Origin of the sequence: Tunturiibacter gelidiferens (assembly GCF_051013345.1) — a bacterium.
GTDB lineage: Bacteria > Acidobacteriota > Terriglobia > Terriglobales > Acidobacteriaceae > Edaphobacter > Edaphobacter gelidiferens_A.
The window spans coordinates 2,438,777-2,455,124 of the sequence record NZ_CP132939.1; the positions used below are offsets into that span (position 1 = coordinate 2,438,777).

General features: G+C 56.2%; 14 protein-coding genes and 4 pseudogenes. 11 read left to right on the forward strand and 7 right to left on the reverse strand.

Annotated features, from left to right (window positions below; all coding sequences use genetic code 11):
- Positions 1-7: 7 nt before the first annotated feature.
- Positions 8-1,039: a rod shape-determining protein gene (locus RBB80_RS11995; RefSeq protein ID WP_433968386.1), complete on the reverse strand. Its 1,032-nt coding sequence runs from the start codon at positions 1,037-1,039 to the stop codon at positions 8-10.
- A 666-nt stretch (positions 1,040-1,705) separates the two neighbouring features.
- On the opposite strand from RBB80_RS11995, the gene RBB80_RS12000 reads away from it, so the two are divergent.
- Positions 1,706-1,924 carry a hypothetical protein gene (locus RBB80_RS12000; RefSeq protein ID WP_433968388.1) on the forward strand — a complete coding sequence of 73 codons (219 nt, stop codon included), beginning with the start codon at positions 1,706-1,708 and terminating at the stop codon, positions 1,922-1,924.
- Positions 1,925-1,926: 2 nt separating this feature from the next.
- Here the strand turns inward: RBB80_RS12000 and RBB80_RS12005 are convergent, their stop codons facing one another.
- Entirely contained in the window at positions 1,927-2,331 is a 405-nt protein-coding gene (locus tag RBB80_RS12005) for a VOC family protein (protein ID WP_433968389.1), read from the reverse strand.
- 589 nt (positions 2,332-2,920) lie between these two features.
- Between RBB80_RS12005 and RBB80_RS12010 the strand changes: the two genes are divergently transcribed.
- The 7 genes and pseudogenes from RBB80_RS12010 to RBB80_RS12040 all read left to right on the forward strand — a co-directional run bounded on the left by RBB80_RS12010 (position 2,921) and on the right by RBB80_RS12040 (position 7,257).
- On the forward strand, positions 2,921-3,187 hold the full coding sequence (locus RBB80_RS12010) for a helix-turn-helix domain-containing protein (protein ID WP_433969630.1): 267 nt from the start codon (positions 2,921-2,923) through the stop codon (positions 3,185-3,187).
- A 299-nt stretch (positions 3,188-3,486) separates the two neighbouring features.
- Positions 3,487-4,041: an RNA polymerase sigma factor gene (locus RBB80_RS12015; RefSeq protein WP_433968392.1), complete on the forward strand. Its 555-nt coding sequence runs from the start codon at positions 3,487-3,489 to the stop codon at positions 4,039-4,041.
- Positions 4,038-4,526 (forward strand): zf-HC2 domain-containing protein, encoded by a 489-nt coding sequence (locus tag RBB80_RS12020; protein ID WP_433968394.1) that lies wholly within the window; start codon positions 4,038-4,040, stop codon positions 4,524-4,526. Before RBB80_RS12015 ends, RBB80_RS12020 begins: the two co-directional genes overlap by 4 nt.
- Positions 4,523-4,981: a zinc ribbon domain-containing protein gene (locus RBB80_RS12025; RefSeq protein WP_433968396.1), complete on the forward strand. Its 459-nt coding sequence runs from the start codon at positions 4,523-4,525 to the stop codon at positions 4,979-4,981. Before RBB80_RS12020 ends, RBB80_RS12025 begins: the two co-directional genes overlap by 4 nt.
- Positions 4,978-5,691 carry a DUF4386 domain-containing protein gene (locus RBB80_RS12030; protein WP_433968397.1) on the forward strand — a complete coding sequence of 238 codons (714 nt, stop codon included), beginning with the start codon at positions 4,978-4,980 and terminating at the stop codon, positions 5,689-5,691. Before RBB80_RS12025 ends, RBB80_RS12030 begins: the two co-directional genes overlap by 4 nt.
- A 112-nt stretch (positions 5,692-5,803) precedes the next feature.
- Positions 5,804-6,174 (forward strand): annotated as a pseudogene (locus RBB80_RS12035) (CheR family methyltransferase); the annotation flags it as partial.
- 729 nt (positions 6,175-6,903) lie between these two features.
- Complete coding sequence (locus RBB80_RS12040) at positions 6,904-7,257, forward strand: PAS domain-containing protein (protein WP_433969631.1); 354 nt, start codon at positions 6,904-6,906, stop codon at positions 7,255-7,257.
- 160 nt (positions 7,258-7,417) lie between these two features.
- Here RBB80_RS12040 and RBB80_RS12045 read toward each other — a convergent pair whose 3' ends face one another.
- Positions 7,418-7,615, reverse strand: a complete 198-nt coding sequence (locus RBB80_RS12045; protein WP_433968399.1) for a DNA-directed RNA polymerase subunit omega — start codon at positions 7,613-7,615, stop codon at positions 7,418-7,420.
- A gap of 1,010 nt (positions 7,616-8,625) precedes the next feature.
- Here RBB80_RS12045 and RBB80_RS12050 point away from each other — a divergent pair.
- A pseudogene (locus tag RBB80_RS12050) lies at positions 8,626-10,061 on the forward strand (carboxylesterase/lipase family protein).
- Here RBB80_RS12050 and RBB80_RS12055 read toward each other — a convergent pair.
- From RBB80_RS12055 to RBB80_RS12070, 4 genes and pseudogenes are all read right to left on the reverse strand, one after another.
- Entirely contained in the window at positions 10,027-10,476 is a 450-nt protein-coding gene (locus tag RBB80_RS12055) for a transposase (protein WP_433968400.1), read from the reverse strand. The pseudogene RBB80_RS12050 and the gene RBB80_RS12055 overlap by 35 nt on opposite strands.
- 3 nt (positions 10,477-10,479) lie before the next feature.
- A complete protein-coding gene (locus RBB80_RS12060; protein ID WP_433968401.1) occupies positions 10,480-10,875 on the reverse strand; it encodes an IS110 family transposase in 396 nt (131 codons plus the stop codon).
- A 156-nt stretch (positions 10,876-11,031) separates the two neighbouring features.
- The gene (locus tag RBB80_RS12065) at positions 11,032-11,991 is read right to left on the reverse strand and encodes an IS5 family transposase (RefSeq protein WP_433964127.1); all 960 of its coding nucleotides are present in this window, start codon (positions 11,989-11,991) and stop codon (positions 11,032-11,034) included.
- Between the two features lie 385 nt (positions 11,992-12,376).
- A pseudogene (locus RBB80_RS12070) lies at positions 12,377-13,395 on the reverse strand (IS110 family transposase).
- 143 nt (positions 13,396-13,538) lie between these two features.
- Between RBB80_RS12070 and RBB80_RS12075 the strand changes: the two are divergent.
- Positions 13,539-14,699 (forward strand): IS30 family transposase, encoded by a 1,161-nt coding sequence (locus tag RBB80_RS12075; RefSeq protein WP_433968403.1) that lies wholly within the window; start codon positions 13,539-13,541, stop codon positions 14,697-14,699.
- Positions 14,700-14,787: 88 nt separating this feature from the next.
- Positions 14,788-15,817, forward strand: a pseudogene (locus tag RBB80_RS12080) (IS110 family transposase).
- Positions 15,818-16,348: the final 531 nt, after the last annotated feature.

A 16,348-nucleotide genomic window follows, 5' to 3' on the forward strand; every position in this document is an offset into this window, starting at 1 on the left:
GGCGTATCTATTCTTTGGTGCGATCGACGATCTTATAGCCTTCGGGGAGTTCGAAGAGGAGTGGGTCGGGCTCGGAGGTCGTGAGGTCTATAACGGTGAAGACCTGCTTGCCGCTCTGCGGGGTGTCGACTTTGGAGATGAGGTTGATGCCGAGCTGGGCGGAGTACCAAAATTCGCGGGTGGAGATCATGGGCTGATCGTTGCCCATGACGCCGGGGGTGATGGTGGTGGTCTCGCGATAGCCGGTGGTGTCTACGCCGTTAGTGTTGGCAACGCGTACCCCTTCAATCAGGCTGCGGCCCTTGATTTCCATCGTCAGCGGCTTCTCGAGCGGGAACGTACTCCCTATTTCAATCTTGATCCGCTCGGCGGTGCGTTCGCCAATCAGCAAGTTATATTTTTGCTTCACGTAAGTCATGATGGCTTCGTCCATTTGGTTTCCTGCCATTCGCAAAGAACGGGCGTAGACGATGCCACTCAGAGAGATCACCGCAATATCCGTGGTACCTCCCCCAATATCGATGATCATGCTTCCGGTGGGTTCACTGGTGGGAAGCCCGGCACCAATCGCCGCCACCATGGCCTGGTCCACCAGATAGACCTCGCTGGCTTTCGCGCGGTAAGCTGAGTCCATGACCGCGCGTCTTTCAACCTGCGTGATCTCCGCGGGCACACCAATCACAATGCGTGTATGCACCGACATTTTGCGATTGTGCGCTTTCTGGATAAAGTAATTCAACATCTTCTCGGTCACTTTGAAATCGGCAATGACCCCCTCTTTCAACGGTCGAATTGCAACTATGTGGCCCGGTGTACGGCCCAGCATTTTCTTGGCCTCTCTTCCCACTGCTTCCACCTCACCGCTGTTCTTGTTAATGGCTACGACGGACGGCTCGTTCACCACGATGCCCTTGCCACGAACATAAACTAGTGTGTTGGAGGTTCCCAGATCGATGGCCAGGTCGCTTGAGAGAAGGCTAAAGAGCGGCTTTAGGTTGTGCACGCGCGACGTCCCTGAATAAAAACCACGAGGTGACATACGAATGCTTCTTTCTAAGCTGCCTGTTCAAAAGCAGGATAATCCACCGCAGTTCCTCAGCCTCAGTCCTCGTCGGCCGAATCCAGTCCACCCCAAGAGTGCCCTCCAGTTGGGGTAAGCCTCTTGTTCCTGGATGATGCTGTTGATCACCTGCGGATAGGGTTCGATCCAGCAGGACAAACGGAAGGATCGCAAAATCGATGGATCACCATCCCAAGCCAAAAACAGCTTACTGCGATTGTATCTGTCAATTGTTGCGGGCTGAGTTTTGGCGAAAACTAGCTTTTCCCTAGTAACTCGCCAACTCACCGGGCCTTACCGCTATCAAGCTGACAAGCCAAAAACAATAAAGTGAATCCACGCCGTATGGACCCTGCGGCGCCCTCCACCGAACGTGAGTGAACTAGTTTCTTACAGGGGGACGTATGTTCATAGAGCTGATGCCGCTTCTTGGGGAGCGGACGGTGATGTTGACAGTCGCTCGTATAGACAAGAATAGAATCCGCATTAACGTGATCCAAACAAGAAAGAGGGAGGATGAAAACGCCGCATTGTGCGCGCCCTTCAGCTTCAGCGGCACACCCGAGGAAGTGGACGGCGAAATGGCGAGGAATCTCGGGTGCGTACGTCGAGGAAAATCTGCGGCTCCAACACACGTTGGAGGAGGTGAAGGCAGAGATGGACGCCGCGGCGTCGACCGCACGTGAGCGGGCCAGCGGGAAAGCAGGTCAGGCCGCAAAGAAAACGGAATTGCAAGGTGGTGACAACAAACCGATTCGACAGGGACCGAAGCCCCGGCGGATCAGGAAAATTCCCCGTTACTTCCGGCTTGCCGACGATCCGGAACTTACCAGTACAGTAGGAATCGAATCAGAGCTCTTGTGAGGTCAGCCCTTCAACTCAGGATGTTCTGAGATGCTTAGAGTATTTCCGTCTGGGTCTTTGAACCAGGCGACCTTAGCGCCCGTAGGTGATGTCCAGATGCCCAACTCATCTTGATCCATACCCCCATAGCGCTCGAACTTGACTCCAGCTTGCCCCAAGTCTTTGACGGTTGCGCTGATCTCCGGGACTTGCCAACCCAGGACCGTACCATGCGCTGGCGCAATCTCGTTAGCCATGCCAAGTCGAAGCATGATGCCGTTGGCGTCAAAGACCAACGCGAACGGCGGTTCTTCCATCACCAGCCGTAGGCCAAGCGTGTCCCGATAGAAAGCTCTTGCGCGGGATACGTCAACGATGGAGACGAATCCGATGATGTTGTACTTGCCGAGTCCGAACGGTTGTGACATGCGACCATGATGAGCTTCTTCGCCGATTGTCGCAAGAGTCCCCTTACGCCATAATATATCTCTATTGAGACAGAGCACGCTTTTGACGGAATACGACCCGAAGCGCGGCATTTCTGTTGCGACGCTCGCCTATGAATACCCTTCCAGGTTTGAGGTGTTCGAACACGCGCACGGGTCCGATCAACTGATTTACGCAATCAGTGGCCTCATGGAAGTATCTTCCGATCAGAGCATGTGGTTGATCCCGCCGCATTTTGCGTTGTGGATTCCAGCCAGAACCCACCATCGGATTCACATGCCTGGACCTGTTTCGATGCGCACGCTTTATCTGCGAACAGGCCTGACCGCGAGATTGGACCCGCGGTGCGCCGTGCTGCACGTGACTCCGCTGCTACGAGAGCTTATCGTCGAAACCGTACGCCTCAGTCAGCTTCGAGTGCGGAACCGCTACGAGTGTGCCCTTCGCGACCTGCTCATTGCTCAGCTTCAGAAGGCCTCCCCGGTGCCCACCTTTGTGACGCTGCCACGAGACGCGAGAGCACTTGCTGTGGCTCAAGCAATATTGCGGAATCCGGCCGAATCGAAGCCGATGGCAGTTCTATGTTCCGAGGTAGGTGTCAGTGTCAGAACGATCCAGAGGGTGTTTCGTAAGGAGATCGGCATCGACTTTGAATCGTGGCGACGACAGGTCCGGTTAACGAAAGCCGTGGAGTTATTGGTTTCGGGATGTTCGATCAAGGAAGTAGCCCACAAGGTCGGTTATTGTCAGCCAAGCGCCTTTGTCGAAATGTTCCGCCGGACATTTGGAACAACTCCAAAGGCGTGGATGTCAGCATTGGAAAATCGTGGCCAATGATCCCCAAACCAAACGCAAGCCCGCCCCTGCACTCCAACGCTCCGGCAAGCTGTGATGGTACCTTCCGTGTCTAAAAAGGCGATTGGGCCTGGATCACGGGCAATCCAAAAATAACGAGGTCTGAGCGTTCGTCAGATTAGCTTCCGTGTAGCCGACCATCCTGCCAAGAAAGCTGTTTGACTGGCAAGAAGCGAGTTTTGATTTCCCAATCGCCGCTGATTCGAGCCTTTTCGTAATTCCGGCCCCATGGTTCGTATACACCACGTATGTTCGATTGTGAGCTGACTTCGAGGGCGTCAATGGAGAGCGATACGCAACAAATCGCGCTTGGATTGCGCCAGGGAGATGTCATTGTTCTTGAGGCGCTGGTCGAGCAGTACCAATATCGGCTTGTTCGCTATCTCATTTACCTGTTGGGCAGACGCGACGGGGTTGACGATCTGGTCCAGGAGACGTGGCTGCGCGTTCTAGAGCGAGGCTCCTCCTACGACGGGCAGTCCCGCTTTGAGCCCTGGCTCTTCAGGGTCGCACGCAATATTGCTCTCGATGCCATGCGTAAGCGGCCGATGTTCAGTCTGGACTCAAATGATGACGGTGGCGTTCGACCATCGCCTGCTTCCAATGAGCCTTCGCCATTCACGCTTGCGGCGCGGACAGAAGATGCTGACCGGCTTGCTTGCTCGCTGCAAACTCTGGACCCCGTCTATCGCGAAGCCCTCGCACTGCGCTTTCAGGAAGATTTGTCCCTACAGGAGATATCCGTAGTTGTGGGAGCGCCTGTCTCTACCGTCGCTTCCAGAATTTATCGAGGGCTGGCAACGCTGCGGCCGCAGTTCGAGGGAGAAACAGCATGAACACTGACCACCACGAAAGTTTCCAGCACATGATCGACGAGAGTCTGGCGGGCAGCATCTCGGCTGAGAGGGAACAATCTCTTCGCGAGCATCTCGACACTTGTGCTCCATGCCAGGAGTATCTCAGCGCCAGCAACAGGGTTATCGCGGGCCTCGGCGGTTTTTCCTTCGAGGTAAATCCAACCCTCAATGCCAGGGTTTTCGCGTCCCTCAGGCTGCCTGCGCAGCAGCTCCAGGCCGCGCAACCAAGCCGCCGGCGATGGGTGTTGATCAGCGTTGCCGCCGTCGTACTCACAATGGGCGGCTCATTCGTCGATCTGCAATTCGGAGGCCTGATCGCTTCTGTCTTCGATATGCAGCGCATGCAGGTGCGGCAGGGGCTGCTTGCTTTCTGGATTGTGCCCTCGCTGTTTATCTTCCTGCTGTTTCCGCTATTGCCTTTGTTATTGAAAGCCGGCATTAACCGGGAAGAAAGGACTCTATGAAACTCCGTCACTTTTTGAGTATTGTTCCGAAGACAGTTCAGCTCTGGGCTTCAGTCTTTGTGGGCTGCGCGTTGCTGATCGGGTTGGTTGCGGGATACAAGACCGCTAACCATGGCGCTCTGTTGCGGACAATGTCTGCGTATGGCAGCGCTGCCTTGGTGCTCGGCATCGTGCTCGCTATCTGGCTTCTGTGTCTCGGGTTCGTGTTTGCGGACGCTCGGCGGCGCGATATGCGGTCAATCCTCTGGGTTCTGGTCGCAGCCTTGTTCCCTCACTTGCTCGGATTTCTTCTTTACTTTGTCATGCGTCACCCGATCGCCGCGACCTGCACTCACTGCGGCATGACTGTCTCGAACCATCAGCGATTCTGCTCGTGGTGTGGCACTGCGCAATTCCTACCGAACTCAACCAAAGCACCACTCACCGCAAACCTGTCGCAAGGAGCAAGCCAATGAAGCCGGTATCCGCGGCAAAATCCTACGATAGCGTTACCTTGCGTCAGGCAGCGCTGGTTGCCGGCTTCGCCTACCTGCTCAATCCTGTCAGCTACGCTGAGTTTTCCATTTACCCGAAGCTAGTGGCTGCGAACAACGCCGCTGAAACCGTGCAGAACATCTCCGCCCACCCGGGCCTCTTTGCTGTCGCCATACTCTGTTACATCGTGAGCTTCATCGGTGACGTCATTATTGCCTGGGCGCTCTATGTTCTGCTCGCCCCGGTCAACAGAGCGCTGTCCTTGCTTACGGCCTGGTGTCAGCTGGTGTACGCCGCCGGCGCTCTCTGCAGCGTGTTTAGCTTGCTGAATGTCTACCATCTCCTCGTCACCCCATATTACCTCACCCTCTTCGGCTCCGGCCCGCTGCAGGCACAGGTTTGGTTTCAGCTCCATTCGTTCCATTACGAGTGGTCCGTGTCCCTGATCATCTTTGGGGTTCATCGGGTTCTCTTGGGCTATTTGGTCTACCGCTCCGGCTATATTCCGTGGATATTGGGGATTGCGTTGTTCATCGCTGGAGTGGGCTGGATGATTGCCGGCTTGGGGCCATACGTTCTTCCGAATGCCAACCTTGACTTCACTTTCATCACGGCCTTCGGCGAACTACTCTTCACCCTTTGGCTCTGGATCAGGGGTTGGAAGGTCCGGGAGCCGACCGTAATCTCTTGAGTCCATCCGATCACTGACGTCTCATGATGCCCTTCGTCGAAGGTGAGAGGAGTGACGACATGCATGCTTCCTGAATGACGGGCAATCCACACCCTGTTCCAGCGGAGAAGAGGTGTATTCGCTGGCGATTACCTTGCTTGAGTTTCTGGGTGCCAGGGCCGCTAGTCTCCGCATTCAGATCTTTGGGACAGACCTCAATGAGAAGGAGTTGCGAAAGCTCGCTCCGGCATCTACTCCGACAGCGCTATGAAGAATGTCTCAGCTGGGCGGGTCGCAAAGTACTTCACGAAAGTGGCAGGCGGATACCGGGTCAACAAGGCGATCCGGGATCTCTGTGTCTTTGCACGCCAGGATGTCATCAAGGACCCACCTTTTTCAAACCTCGATCTAATCTCCTGCCGGAATTTCCTGATCTACGTTCAACCGGAGTTGCAGGAAAAGATTATCTCGACCTTGCACTACGCCTTGAATCCATCCGGCTTTCTGCTGTTGGGAAACGCTGAGAGCGCAGCCTCTTATCCGCAGATATTTATGCCACTCAATAAGAAGAGCAAAATCTATTCCAAAAAGATTGGCAATCACCGTCAGCAGCGGATGTTCAAGACAAGCCGGACTCCCATTCAGGCCACTGCATCGCCCGTAGCGAAAGCGCAGCCCATCAGCCGCGCCAGCCAGAGTGAAGCGGAGTTGCAGCAACTTGCAGACCGGATCGTACTCAGGGAGTGTGCTCCGCCAGGCGTCATCGTCAACGAGACCCTCGAAATCCTCCAGTTTCGCGGGCGAACCAGTCCTTATCTGGAACCTGCGTCCGGGCGTGCGAATCTCAACATACTGAATATGGTCCGTGAAGAGTTGGCCATTGCCCTGCGCACCGCCATTGCTTCAGCCAGGAAAAAGGCTGCTCCAATCAAGAAAAAGAACGTTGCCTTTGAACACAATGGCAAAAAGCGTGTAGTGCATCTGTCCGTGACTCCCATGAATGAACCGGCTTCCGGAATGGGACGGTGTTATCTCATCCTCTTCGAGGACGCTACACTTCTGATCGAGACACATGACAAAACGAGTCAGCGCCTGCCTTTTAAAGCAAGCGATCTTGCACGAAGAACGCTTCTTGAGCAGAAGCGTGAATTGCAGGCCGCACGCGCTCTGCTCAAGGAACATCTGGGGGCACAAGAAGCGCTCCGTGAAGATTATCAGTCTGCAAATGAAGAAATGCTCTCCGCAAACGAGGAGTTGCAAAGCACCAACGAAGAGCTGGAGACCTCGAAAGAGGAGCTGCAAGCCACCAATGAAGAACTCACCACCGTCAACGACGAGTTGAATAGCAACAACTCAACCTTGCACCTGCTTGGGAATGACCTGAAGAACCTGCTCGAAAGCACAGTGATCCCTATTGTGATGGTAGATAGTGGCCTGTGTATACGCCGCATGACCCCTACAGCGGATACTGTCTTCAAGGTTCTTCCATCCGATATCGGACGTCCCATTACCGATATCAGGCCGGATCTCGACGTGGATTTGAAGTGCCGGCTCAGACGGTCGACGCAACACTTGCTTGCAGTCTAGCTGCCGGAGTTTCAAAGCCCAAAGTTTTTCGCGGACGTTGATTCAAGCGCAGCGCGACCTTGGAAGTCCAGCCGGCCAGCTAAAGCGCAGTGAGTTCATTGCCTTGACTCCATACTGAATCTTGGTTAGCTGAGTGATGCTCGTCTGGAACAAACGCTTGCTACGACGACGCAAGAATGGGAATCACAGGTAGCGAAAACTCATCGCCACCAGCTATTCGTGCAAGGACATCGTTGATGGTGTCTGTGGTGTTTTTCGCGGCGATGTGAAGGCGGCGAGTTGCCTTTGAGGTTGTCTGGCATAGCTTGTACTTGTTATCGACTGTTTCCCTGGCGCGAAAGATGAGTTCTGAGCGCACGTTAACCTCCACGTTCTTTGCGGCGTTCAGAGCAGGGTCTGCTGAGTTCGCGGGTGAAATGCAGGTTCTTCTTCGTAGCGCGCAAGCGAAGAAGGCTAGTCGATCCGAACCAAGCGCCCATTTAGTGAGAGGCAAACATGGGTACCTTCGGCTGGCCGTAAGTCTTCCTCTTCGCGGCTTTCTGCCACCGTTTTATAACATTCCGGGCAGATTGACTGCCACATGCCGTCAGGGTTGAAGCGGTGGGAAAATTTGATTTCTACCATCATCATCGCCTAATGCGGTTCGTTTCAGAAAAATGGACCAAGCTGGATTGGTTAGCGCGGCGTCCGAGCGCGATCAAAAGCCTGTCGGGACAAGACGGAAGGATTGCAGACGTGATACTTGTCGTGCTTTGCCAGGTCAGCTTCAGTTCTTGAGCTAGCAATTGTGAGCAAGCACTTCAGGCAAATCGAGTCAAACGAACCGTCAGGATTTCGCCTATGCGGGAAGAAGGGTGGAAGCGTGAGAACCATCTTGGGCCTCTCTCTTGAGGCTTAAGCGTAGCCCTATACGGATGCATTGTCTATCAGCATAGATAGACGGTACGCCGCACTCTACAATGTTAGTTCGAAAGCTTCAATGCAGCCGAGAGGCGTTCGAGGAGGCGCGATTGTGGGTAGTGTTTAGTTTGAATCTGTACATGGCGCGACGACGCACGCCTGCGAGCGAACGGAACAGCTGACAGGACGGGGCCATCCTGCCTCCCGCTTGACGTATGGCGAGCGCTAAGGCCGACGTCCAGGCGCAGCATGTCGCGCATATACTGAGGCCCTAAATTTGGGACAGGTCTCTTGAGCGAACGGAGCGGAAATGATCCGTCTAGTCAAAATCATTGCTCTTGCTTGTGCTTCCACTTGCGTGCTCGCGTCAGCTCAGACACCATCACGCGATCTCGTTGTTGCAATCGAAGGCGGCATCGTCCAAGGAGCTCAATCTCCTGAGTATCCCAATTTGATTTTTTCCGTGGCATCCCGTATGCGGCTCCGCCAGTAGGAGATCTCCGATGGAGACCTCCGCAACCGCTGGCCCGATGGGCGGGCGTTCGCAAAGCAGAGGAACTCAGTCCAGCCTGCCCGCAATCGGACACATGGTTCAGGATTCGCCAGCGACTGCTCAGCCAACTGGGAGGCGACCCATCCAAAGCTCGGCCCGCGGATAAGACAAGCGAAGACTGTCTCTATCTGAACGTGATGACGCCCCATCCTGGTTCAAGCCAACGCCTTCCCGTCATGTTCTACATCCACGGCGGCAGCGGGACCATTGGCCGCGGCGATGACGGCGGAGCCGCACTGGCCGCAACCGGCCAGGTCGTGGTCGTCACCATCAATTACCGAATCGGCGCGTTGGGATGGCTCTCCCATCCTGCGCTCACGGCTGAATCGGAACACCACTCCTCCGGCAACTATGGCCTGCTGGACCAGATCGCTGCTTTGCAGTGGGTGCGTCGCAACATCGCACAATTCGGAGGCGATCCCGATAGCGTCACGATCTGGGGGCATTCCTCGGGGGCTATTACGTAGGCATCTTAATGATTTCTCCGTTAGCGCGCGGGCTGTTTCATCGAGCAATCCTGCAAAGCGGCGTGCCCTTTGACCCGCAACCGCGGCTTCATGATTCGTACGGAAATCTGGCGTCCGCTGAAGAGTCCGGGGTAAAAGTTGCCCGTTCTCTCGGGGCCGACGGTACCGACGCGCTCGCCAAACTGCGCTCCATCCCGGCTGAAAAGCTGATCAATACGAACATGTCGTCGGACACCATCGTCGATGGCTGGGTGGTTACCGATCAACCGCTTGCGCTATTTGCGCGCGGGCGGGAGCTGGACATTCCGGTTATCGTGGGCAGCACTGAACGGGAAATGGCAAACCTGATCAGTTTCAACCCGGACCTCTCCGCCAATGCGTACCGTAGCTGGATCAAAGACACTCTCGGTCCGCTGGCCGAGGAAGGCTTACGCGTTTACCCGGCACCCGGCACCGGCGACGCCTCTGCCGAATTCATCCGCGCCGGGAGCGACCTGGACTTTACTGCTCCGGCTCGGTGGCTCGCGCAATCGATGAGCAACAAGAAGAGCAAAGCCTATCTTTACCACTCTACCTTCAGCTTCGACAGCCCCGGCGGCGCTCGGTGGGGAGCGTTCCACGGCAGCGACCTAACCCTGTTGTTTGATACACCGGGCATCCCCAGGAATAAATCGGGGGACGCCTTGGCTCGAGCAATGCGCCAGTATTGGATTCAGTTTGCAAAGACCGGAGATCCAAACGTGCCGGACCAACCCAAGTGGCCCGGGTACGATGCAGCCAGGGGCTCATATCTGGAAATCGGAGAGCCGATCCACGCATCAGTGTCTCTGCACCCGGAGGCCTTTGACCTTATTGATCAGTTGTACAAAAGCCGCGAACGTTGATTGGCATCCGTACCGCGATGTTGGCCGCTTCCACCAGAAGAAATCGCAAGAGCCGGTTGCCTTGTTTGCTGATCCCACCCATCCGCTGCTTTGCTCCGGATGAATGCTCTCGAGGGGCCAATCCCAGGTAGCTGGCGACCTGCTTGCCACGTGGAAAGCGATGGACATCTCCCAGGGTCAGCACAAAGGCAAGTGCTGTTACTGCACCTACTCCTGGCTGACTCATCAGGAGAGGCACACCTGGATAGCCTTTGGCCACTCGCGTCACTGCCTCGTTGAGGCTCTCGAGTTGAGCATCCAACATCGCCAGTAAGTTCAGTAAGTCCTTCCTGCGTCGATCTGTCCATGGCTCCAGCGGTAGGCACGCGAGCGCCGCCCGGCCCTCCGTGCTCCACAGCTTCTGCTTTTTCTGCATTCCCTAATTCAGCATGAGGTGCTGCAATTCGTTCTTGACCCGAGTACGTATCTGCACCAGTTTGTGACGGTGTATCAGCAACTGGCGATGATCCCGCATCTCGGCGTCTGGTATCCAGATCCGTGGAAACCTTCCTTCCACCAGCAGCTGCAGTATGTGTTTTGCATCTCGACGATCCGTTTTCTGCTTCCGCACGTAGCTGGCACGAATTTGCGCCGCGTCTCCGACACAGACCTCGTGACCCAACTTCTGCAACAGCTGCACGAACCACTGATCATTTCCTACGGTTTCAATGCCCACAATCGCGGGCGAAGCCAGCTTCCGATAGAAGCCTTCGGCTTCTCCGCTCGTGTGCATCAGCTTGTGTTCTTCGGTTGCTCCAGTCTCGGTATCGAGCATGGCGATTTGTTGAAAGCTAGGGAACCTCTGCGTAGGCGTCTGACTTTCTGGGGTCAGGGAGTGGGCATGGAAGATGCGCGGGTTTTGGTTGGTTTGATGCTGTTGGAGGGCTAATTGGAACGCGCATCCGCCCGTTTTCCGGGGCTTCCAGGCGCACTACTGCCCAAGGACTGCCAGACGTTTGCGGTGCAGGTACAGGTTCACCAGCGCGAAGTTCGCGCACAGGCGGTGATGGTTCTTCGCGATGCCTCTGTATCTCACTTTGTCGAAGCCGAAGATGCGCTTCAGGATCCGGAACGGATGTTCTACCTTGGCCCGCACCCTCGACTTACTCCGGTTCTTCTTTTTCTGTAACTCGTCGACATAGTTTTTGAACTTCGTCCGCTTGCAGGTCATGTCCTGTGCCTTCGGAGCGGCCTCTTGGATGGCGTCGGTCTGGCCCTGATAGCCGCCGTCGCCCCACACCTTACGCTCTTGGCCGTGCAGCAGTTCCGGTAACATGTGGCAGTCCGCCACGCTGGCTGCGCTCGTCGCCACAGAGTGGACGATGCCCTCCCTCGCGTCCACGCCGATATGCGCCTTCAGGCCGAAGTACCACTGGTTGCCCTTCCTGGTCTGGTGCATCGCCGGGTCGCGCTCGCCACTCGCGTTCTGGGTCGACGAAGGCGCATGCAGGATGGTCGCATCGACAATCGTGCCCGTCGCGATCCGGATGCCCCTGGCATCCAGATGCACGTTCACCGCATCCAGCATCAACCCGCCCAGCTCGTGCCTCTCCAGCAGATGACGGAACCGCAGGATGGTCGTCTCATCCGGCGCAGGCGCAATCCCAAGGTCCACGCCAACGAACCGCCGCAGCGCCGCAGACTCGTACAACGCCTCTTCCACCCCAGGGTCCGACAGATTGAACCACTGCTGCACAAAGTAAGTCCGCAGCATGATCGCCAACCCTACCGGCTGCCGTCCCTTGCCCGCCTTCGCATAGTGCGGTCGTACCAGGGCTTCCAGCGCAGACCATGGAACCACCTGCTCCATCTCGTCCAGAAACAACTCCCGCCGACTCTTCCGCCCGTACTTCTCAAACACACCCTGACTCGACAGACTCTGCTGCTTCATCGCAATCTCCTCGCAGCTATCAGATTAATCAATCAGGCAAGCGATGCAGAACTTGTGCAGACTCTCCCTAGGATGAAAATCACAACCTACTATGATCATCGGACCTCCTCCTCCCGCTGACCATGGTCTCTAAACCAAACACAGTCTACCGGGAGCGGCTTGAGTCTTCGCCCTTATCTAATCAGCCTGTTGTGTGGAGAGGTGTCTCCTGGCCATGATGAGTTGCGCTGCGTGCTCTTCCTGATAAACGGGACGGTGCTGGAAGACCATTTTCGGGAGCAGGTTGCGAGCACGCCGTTGGGAACTGTTCGTTCGTCTCAGCTATCCAGTGCAGACCTTGGTTGGAGAACTTGATGCCGGTGGTGGCTAATGTGGCTAATCTTGCTTAGGCAGTCATTGCGTCGGGAACCGCTCGATAGTCCTGTCCGCTCGAGAGAACGGCCCACGCAATACGGGCAAGCTTGTTAGCTGCGGCTGTGATCACTACCTTGACCGGGGACCGGCGCTCAAGAGCGTTGAGCCAGGGACCGAACGGCGATCGTTCTCGCTTGACGCGGAGGACGGCGGATCGGGCACCATGCACAAGCAGCTTCCTCAGATAGCTGTTGCCGCGCTTGCTGATGCCGAAGAGTCTGGCCTTGCCGCCGGTCGAGTGCTGTCGCGGCACAAGTCCCAGCCAGGAGGAGAGCTCCCGGCCCTTATGAAAGGCCGCTCCGTTGCCGATCGCCGCTACGACCGCGGTTGCAACCAGAGGCCCAATACCGGGATCTGTCTGAGTCGCTGGCAGGCTGGATCGGAAGAGGCGATCTGTTCAACCTCCACGTTCATCGCAACGATCTGCTGCTCCAGATCCTTCCACTCGCTCCAGAGCAGGCTGACGAGGTTGCGCATGCGTAGGGTCAGGTTCGCATCTGCGTTCTCGAGGATCTCTGGCATCGCCAGCTTCAGCTTCGCTGGCGTCTTTGCGAACACCATGCCACGCTCGAGCAGGAAGGCCCGTAGTTGGTTGATGACGGAGGTTCGACGGGCGACGAGGCGATCACGCACACGGTGCATCGCCTGAAGGTCGAGCTGGTCGTCTGTCTTGATCGGAACGAAGCGCATGTTCTGTCGGTCCACTGCTTCGGCGATGGCTTCCGCATCCAGAAAGTCGTTCTTGTTCGACTTCACGAACTGAGCCGGGATCAGCTTCACGTCGTGACCTTGTTCTCTCAGAGCACGACCGAGGAAGTGAGCACCCGAACAAGCCTCCATACCGATCAGGCAGGTCTGCAGGTTGGCGGTAAATACAATGAGCTGCTTCTGGGTGAACTTCCTCCTCAACAGCACCTTGCCAGCTGCGTTGAGGGCTACGAGGTGAAAGGTCGTCTTGCCGAGATCAATGCCAACCGAACGAATCTCCATGTCGATGATCCTCCTTGAACCTGCCAACAAGATCACCCAATTCAATGTGGAGATCAAGCGGCGGACCATCTCATTAAGGGGGCGGTCTCAACCGGTCGGTGCAACACCATCTGATATGAATTCATTTTCTAAAGGTGGTGTTTATGGCACAAGGAAAACGGAACAGGCTTTCCACTGAGCAGCGGATCGAGATGTGGCGCCGTTGGAAGTCGGGCGAGTCGTTGCATGAGATTGGGCGCGCCTTCGGTAAGGGGCATGGTTCTATTCGGTTCCTGTTGACGCAGCGCGGAGGTATCGTTCCTGCTGCTCGCCGGCGTTCACCGCGAACGCTGACGCTGGCCGAGCGGGAAGACATCTCACGAGGGATTGCATCCGGTTCGTCGATTCGGGAGATAGCCAACGGGTTGCAACGGGCTGTGTCGACAGTGAGCCGGGAGGTGTCGCGTCACGGTGGCCGGCCACTCTATCGAGCCAGCGCAGCCGACCGTCAGGCATGGAACTCAGCTCTGCGACCCAAGGTGTGTCTTCTTGCCATCGAAGAGAAGCTGCGGACGATCGTGGCCAGTAAACTGATCCTGGACTGGTCGCCGGAACAGATTTCGAAATGGCTGAAAGTCCACTCTTCCAACAACGAGAGCCTGCGCGTGTCCCACGAAACCATCTACCGCAGCTTATTCATCCAGGCCCGCGGAGTGCTGAAAAAGGAGCTGGTTCAGCACCTCAGGTCCAAGCGGCTTATACGTCGCTCACGGCACTCGCGGGCTGCGGGACAGTATCGAGGTCAGATCGTCGATGCCATCTCTATTAGCGAAAGACCTGCCGAGGTTGAAGACCGCGCTATTCCCGGTCATTGGGAGGGCGATCTGCTCGCAGGCAGCAAAAACAGTCATATCGCAACCCTGGTGGAACGACATTCGTGTTTCACCATGCTGGTCAAAGTGCCCAGCAAAGACACAACGACGGTCGTCGCCGCGCTGAGCAAGCACGTGCTCAAACTCCCTGCGACGCTGCGGCGCTCGTTGACCTGGGACCGGGGGCACGAGATGGCCAAGCACAAGAGCTTCACGGTAGACACGAATGTAAAGGTCTACTTCTGTGATCCGCAGAGCCCCTGGCAGCGCGGCACCAATGAAAATACCAACGGCCTACTAAGACAGTACTTCCCCAAGAAGACCGACTTGTCCGTCCACTCTCAAGCCGATCTCAACAAGGTAGCTCTGCGCCTCAATCAACGCCCGCGACAAACTTTGGGCTTTGAAACTCCGGCGAGTAAACTGCAAGCCAGTGTTGCATCGACCAGTTGAGCCCGCCGGAGTTACTGAGATGGTCCGCCGCTTGAACTTCACCGTAGGGTGGAAGATCTTGTAGGCAGGTTCAAGGAGGATCATCGATATGCAGATTCGTTCGGTAGGGATTGACCTTGGCAAGACGACCTTTCACCTGGTGGCGCTCGGCGATAACGGCAAGGTGCTGCTGAAGAAGAAGTTCACCCAGAAGCAGCTGATCACGTTCACGGCGAACCTGCAGAGCTCGCTGATCGGCTTGGAGGCATGTGCCGGAGCGCACTTTCTTGGTCGTGCTCTGCGTGAACAGGGCCATGACGTGAAGCTCATTCCGGCTCAGTTCGTGAGGCCATTTGTGAAGTCCAACAAGAACGACTTCCTGGATGCAGAAGCTATCGCGGAGGCTGTCGATCGACAGAACATGCGTTTCGTGCCGATCAAGACAGATGACCAGCTCGATCTGCAGGCGCTGCATCGTGTGCGCGACCGCTTGATCACACGACGAACGTCCGTGATCAACCAGTTGCGTGCCTTCCTGCTGGAGCGCGGCCTAGTGTTCGCGAAGAGCCCGGCCAAGCTGCGCGAGCGTATGCCTGAGATCCTTGAGAACGCCGAAGAAGATCTCACTCCGCGGATGCGTAACCTGCTCGCTCTGCTTTGGAACGAGTGGAAGGATCTTGAGCAGCAGGTGGTCGATCTGAACCATGAAGTGGAGCTGATCGCTTCCAGTGATGCGGCATGCCTACGGCTCAGGCAGATCCCAGGCATCGGCCCTTTGGTCGCAACAGCGATCGTGGCTTCGATCGGCAACGGCGCTGCGTTCCACAAGGGGCGAGTTCGCCGCCTGGATGGGACTGGTGCCGAAGCAGTACTCGACTGGCGGCAAAGCAAAGCTCTACGGCATCAGTAAGCGAGGCAATCGCTACTTACGCAAGATCCTCATCCATGGAGCACGCGCCGTGGTCTTACGCTGCAAGCGAGAGCGGATTCCCATGGGAGCGTGGATGACGGCTCTTGAAACGAGAGCCCCACGCAACGTGCTCATCGTCGCGGCAGCCAACAAGCTCGCGCGGATCGCATGGGCGGTGCTATCGAGTGGCCAGGACTATCGGGCAGTTCAAGAGCCAGCTGCTGCGTAGGCAAGAGTAACCATCAAGATCAAGTTCTCCCACCGAGGTCTGCACCGGACAAGTAAGGATGAAAGAACAGTCAAAACGGCGCACCTGAAGCCTGTTTGCTCAAATGGCCCTTACACGGCCGAGGGGTTTCGAAGGACAGGTACGCGGCGTATCTCATCATGGCCAGGAGACACCTCTCCACACAACAGGTCGGATACATTGACGCAGACTTTCTTCATCCACCAACTTTTCCCTTGCAGTCAGACGGCGGACCATACATTTGAGCAAGTTCGAATTTCTCGCGCACGCCTCCGGCGCGGATGGGACTCTGGTCAGCTTCGGCCTTCCATCAAATCAACGGCGGTATAACGTTGGCTCTTCCTGACTTTTGGTGAAGATGACCGAGCAATCGCTAAAAAGGCGCAAACTTCAAAGCCCGTCGCCAGAGCTGTAAGTCTGCGACCTTATAAGGCGTCTGAAATCAGCAACAGATTAGCGGGTTTGCGAGCAAATGAGCAGTATCACCAAATGTGCGGAAGAGCCATAACGTTG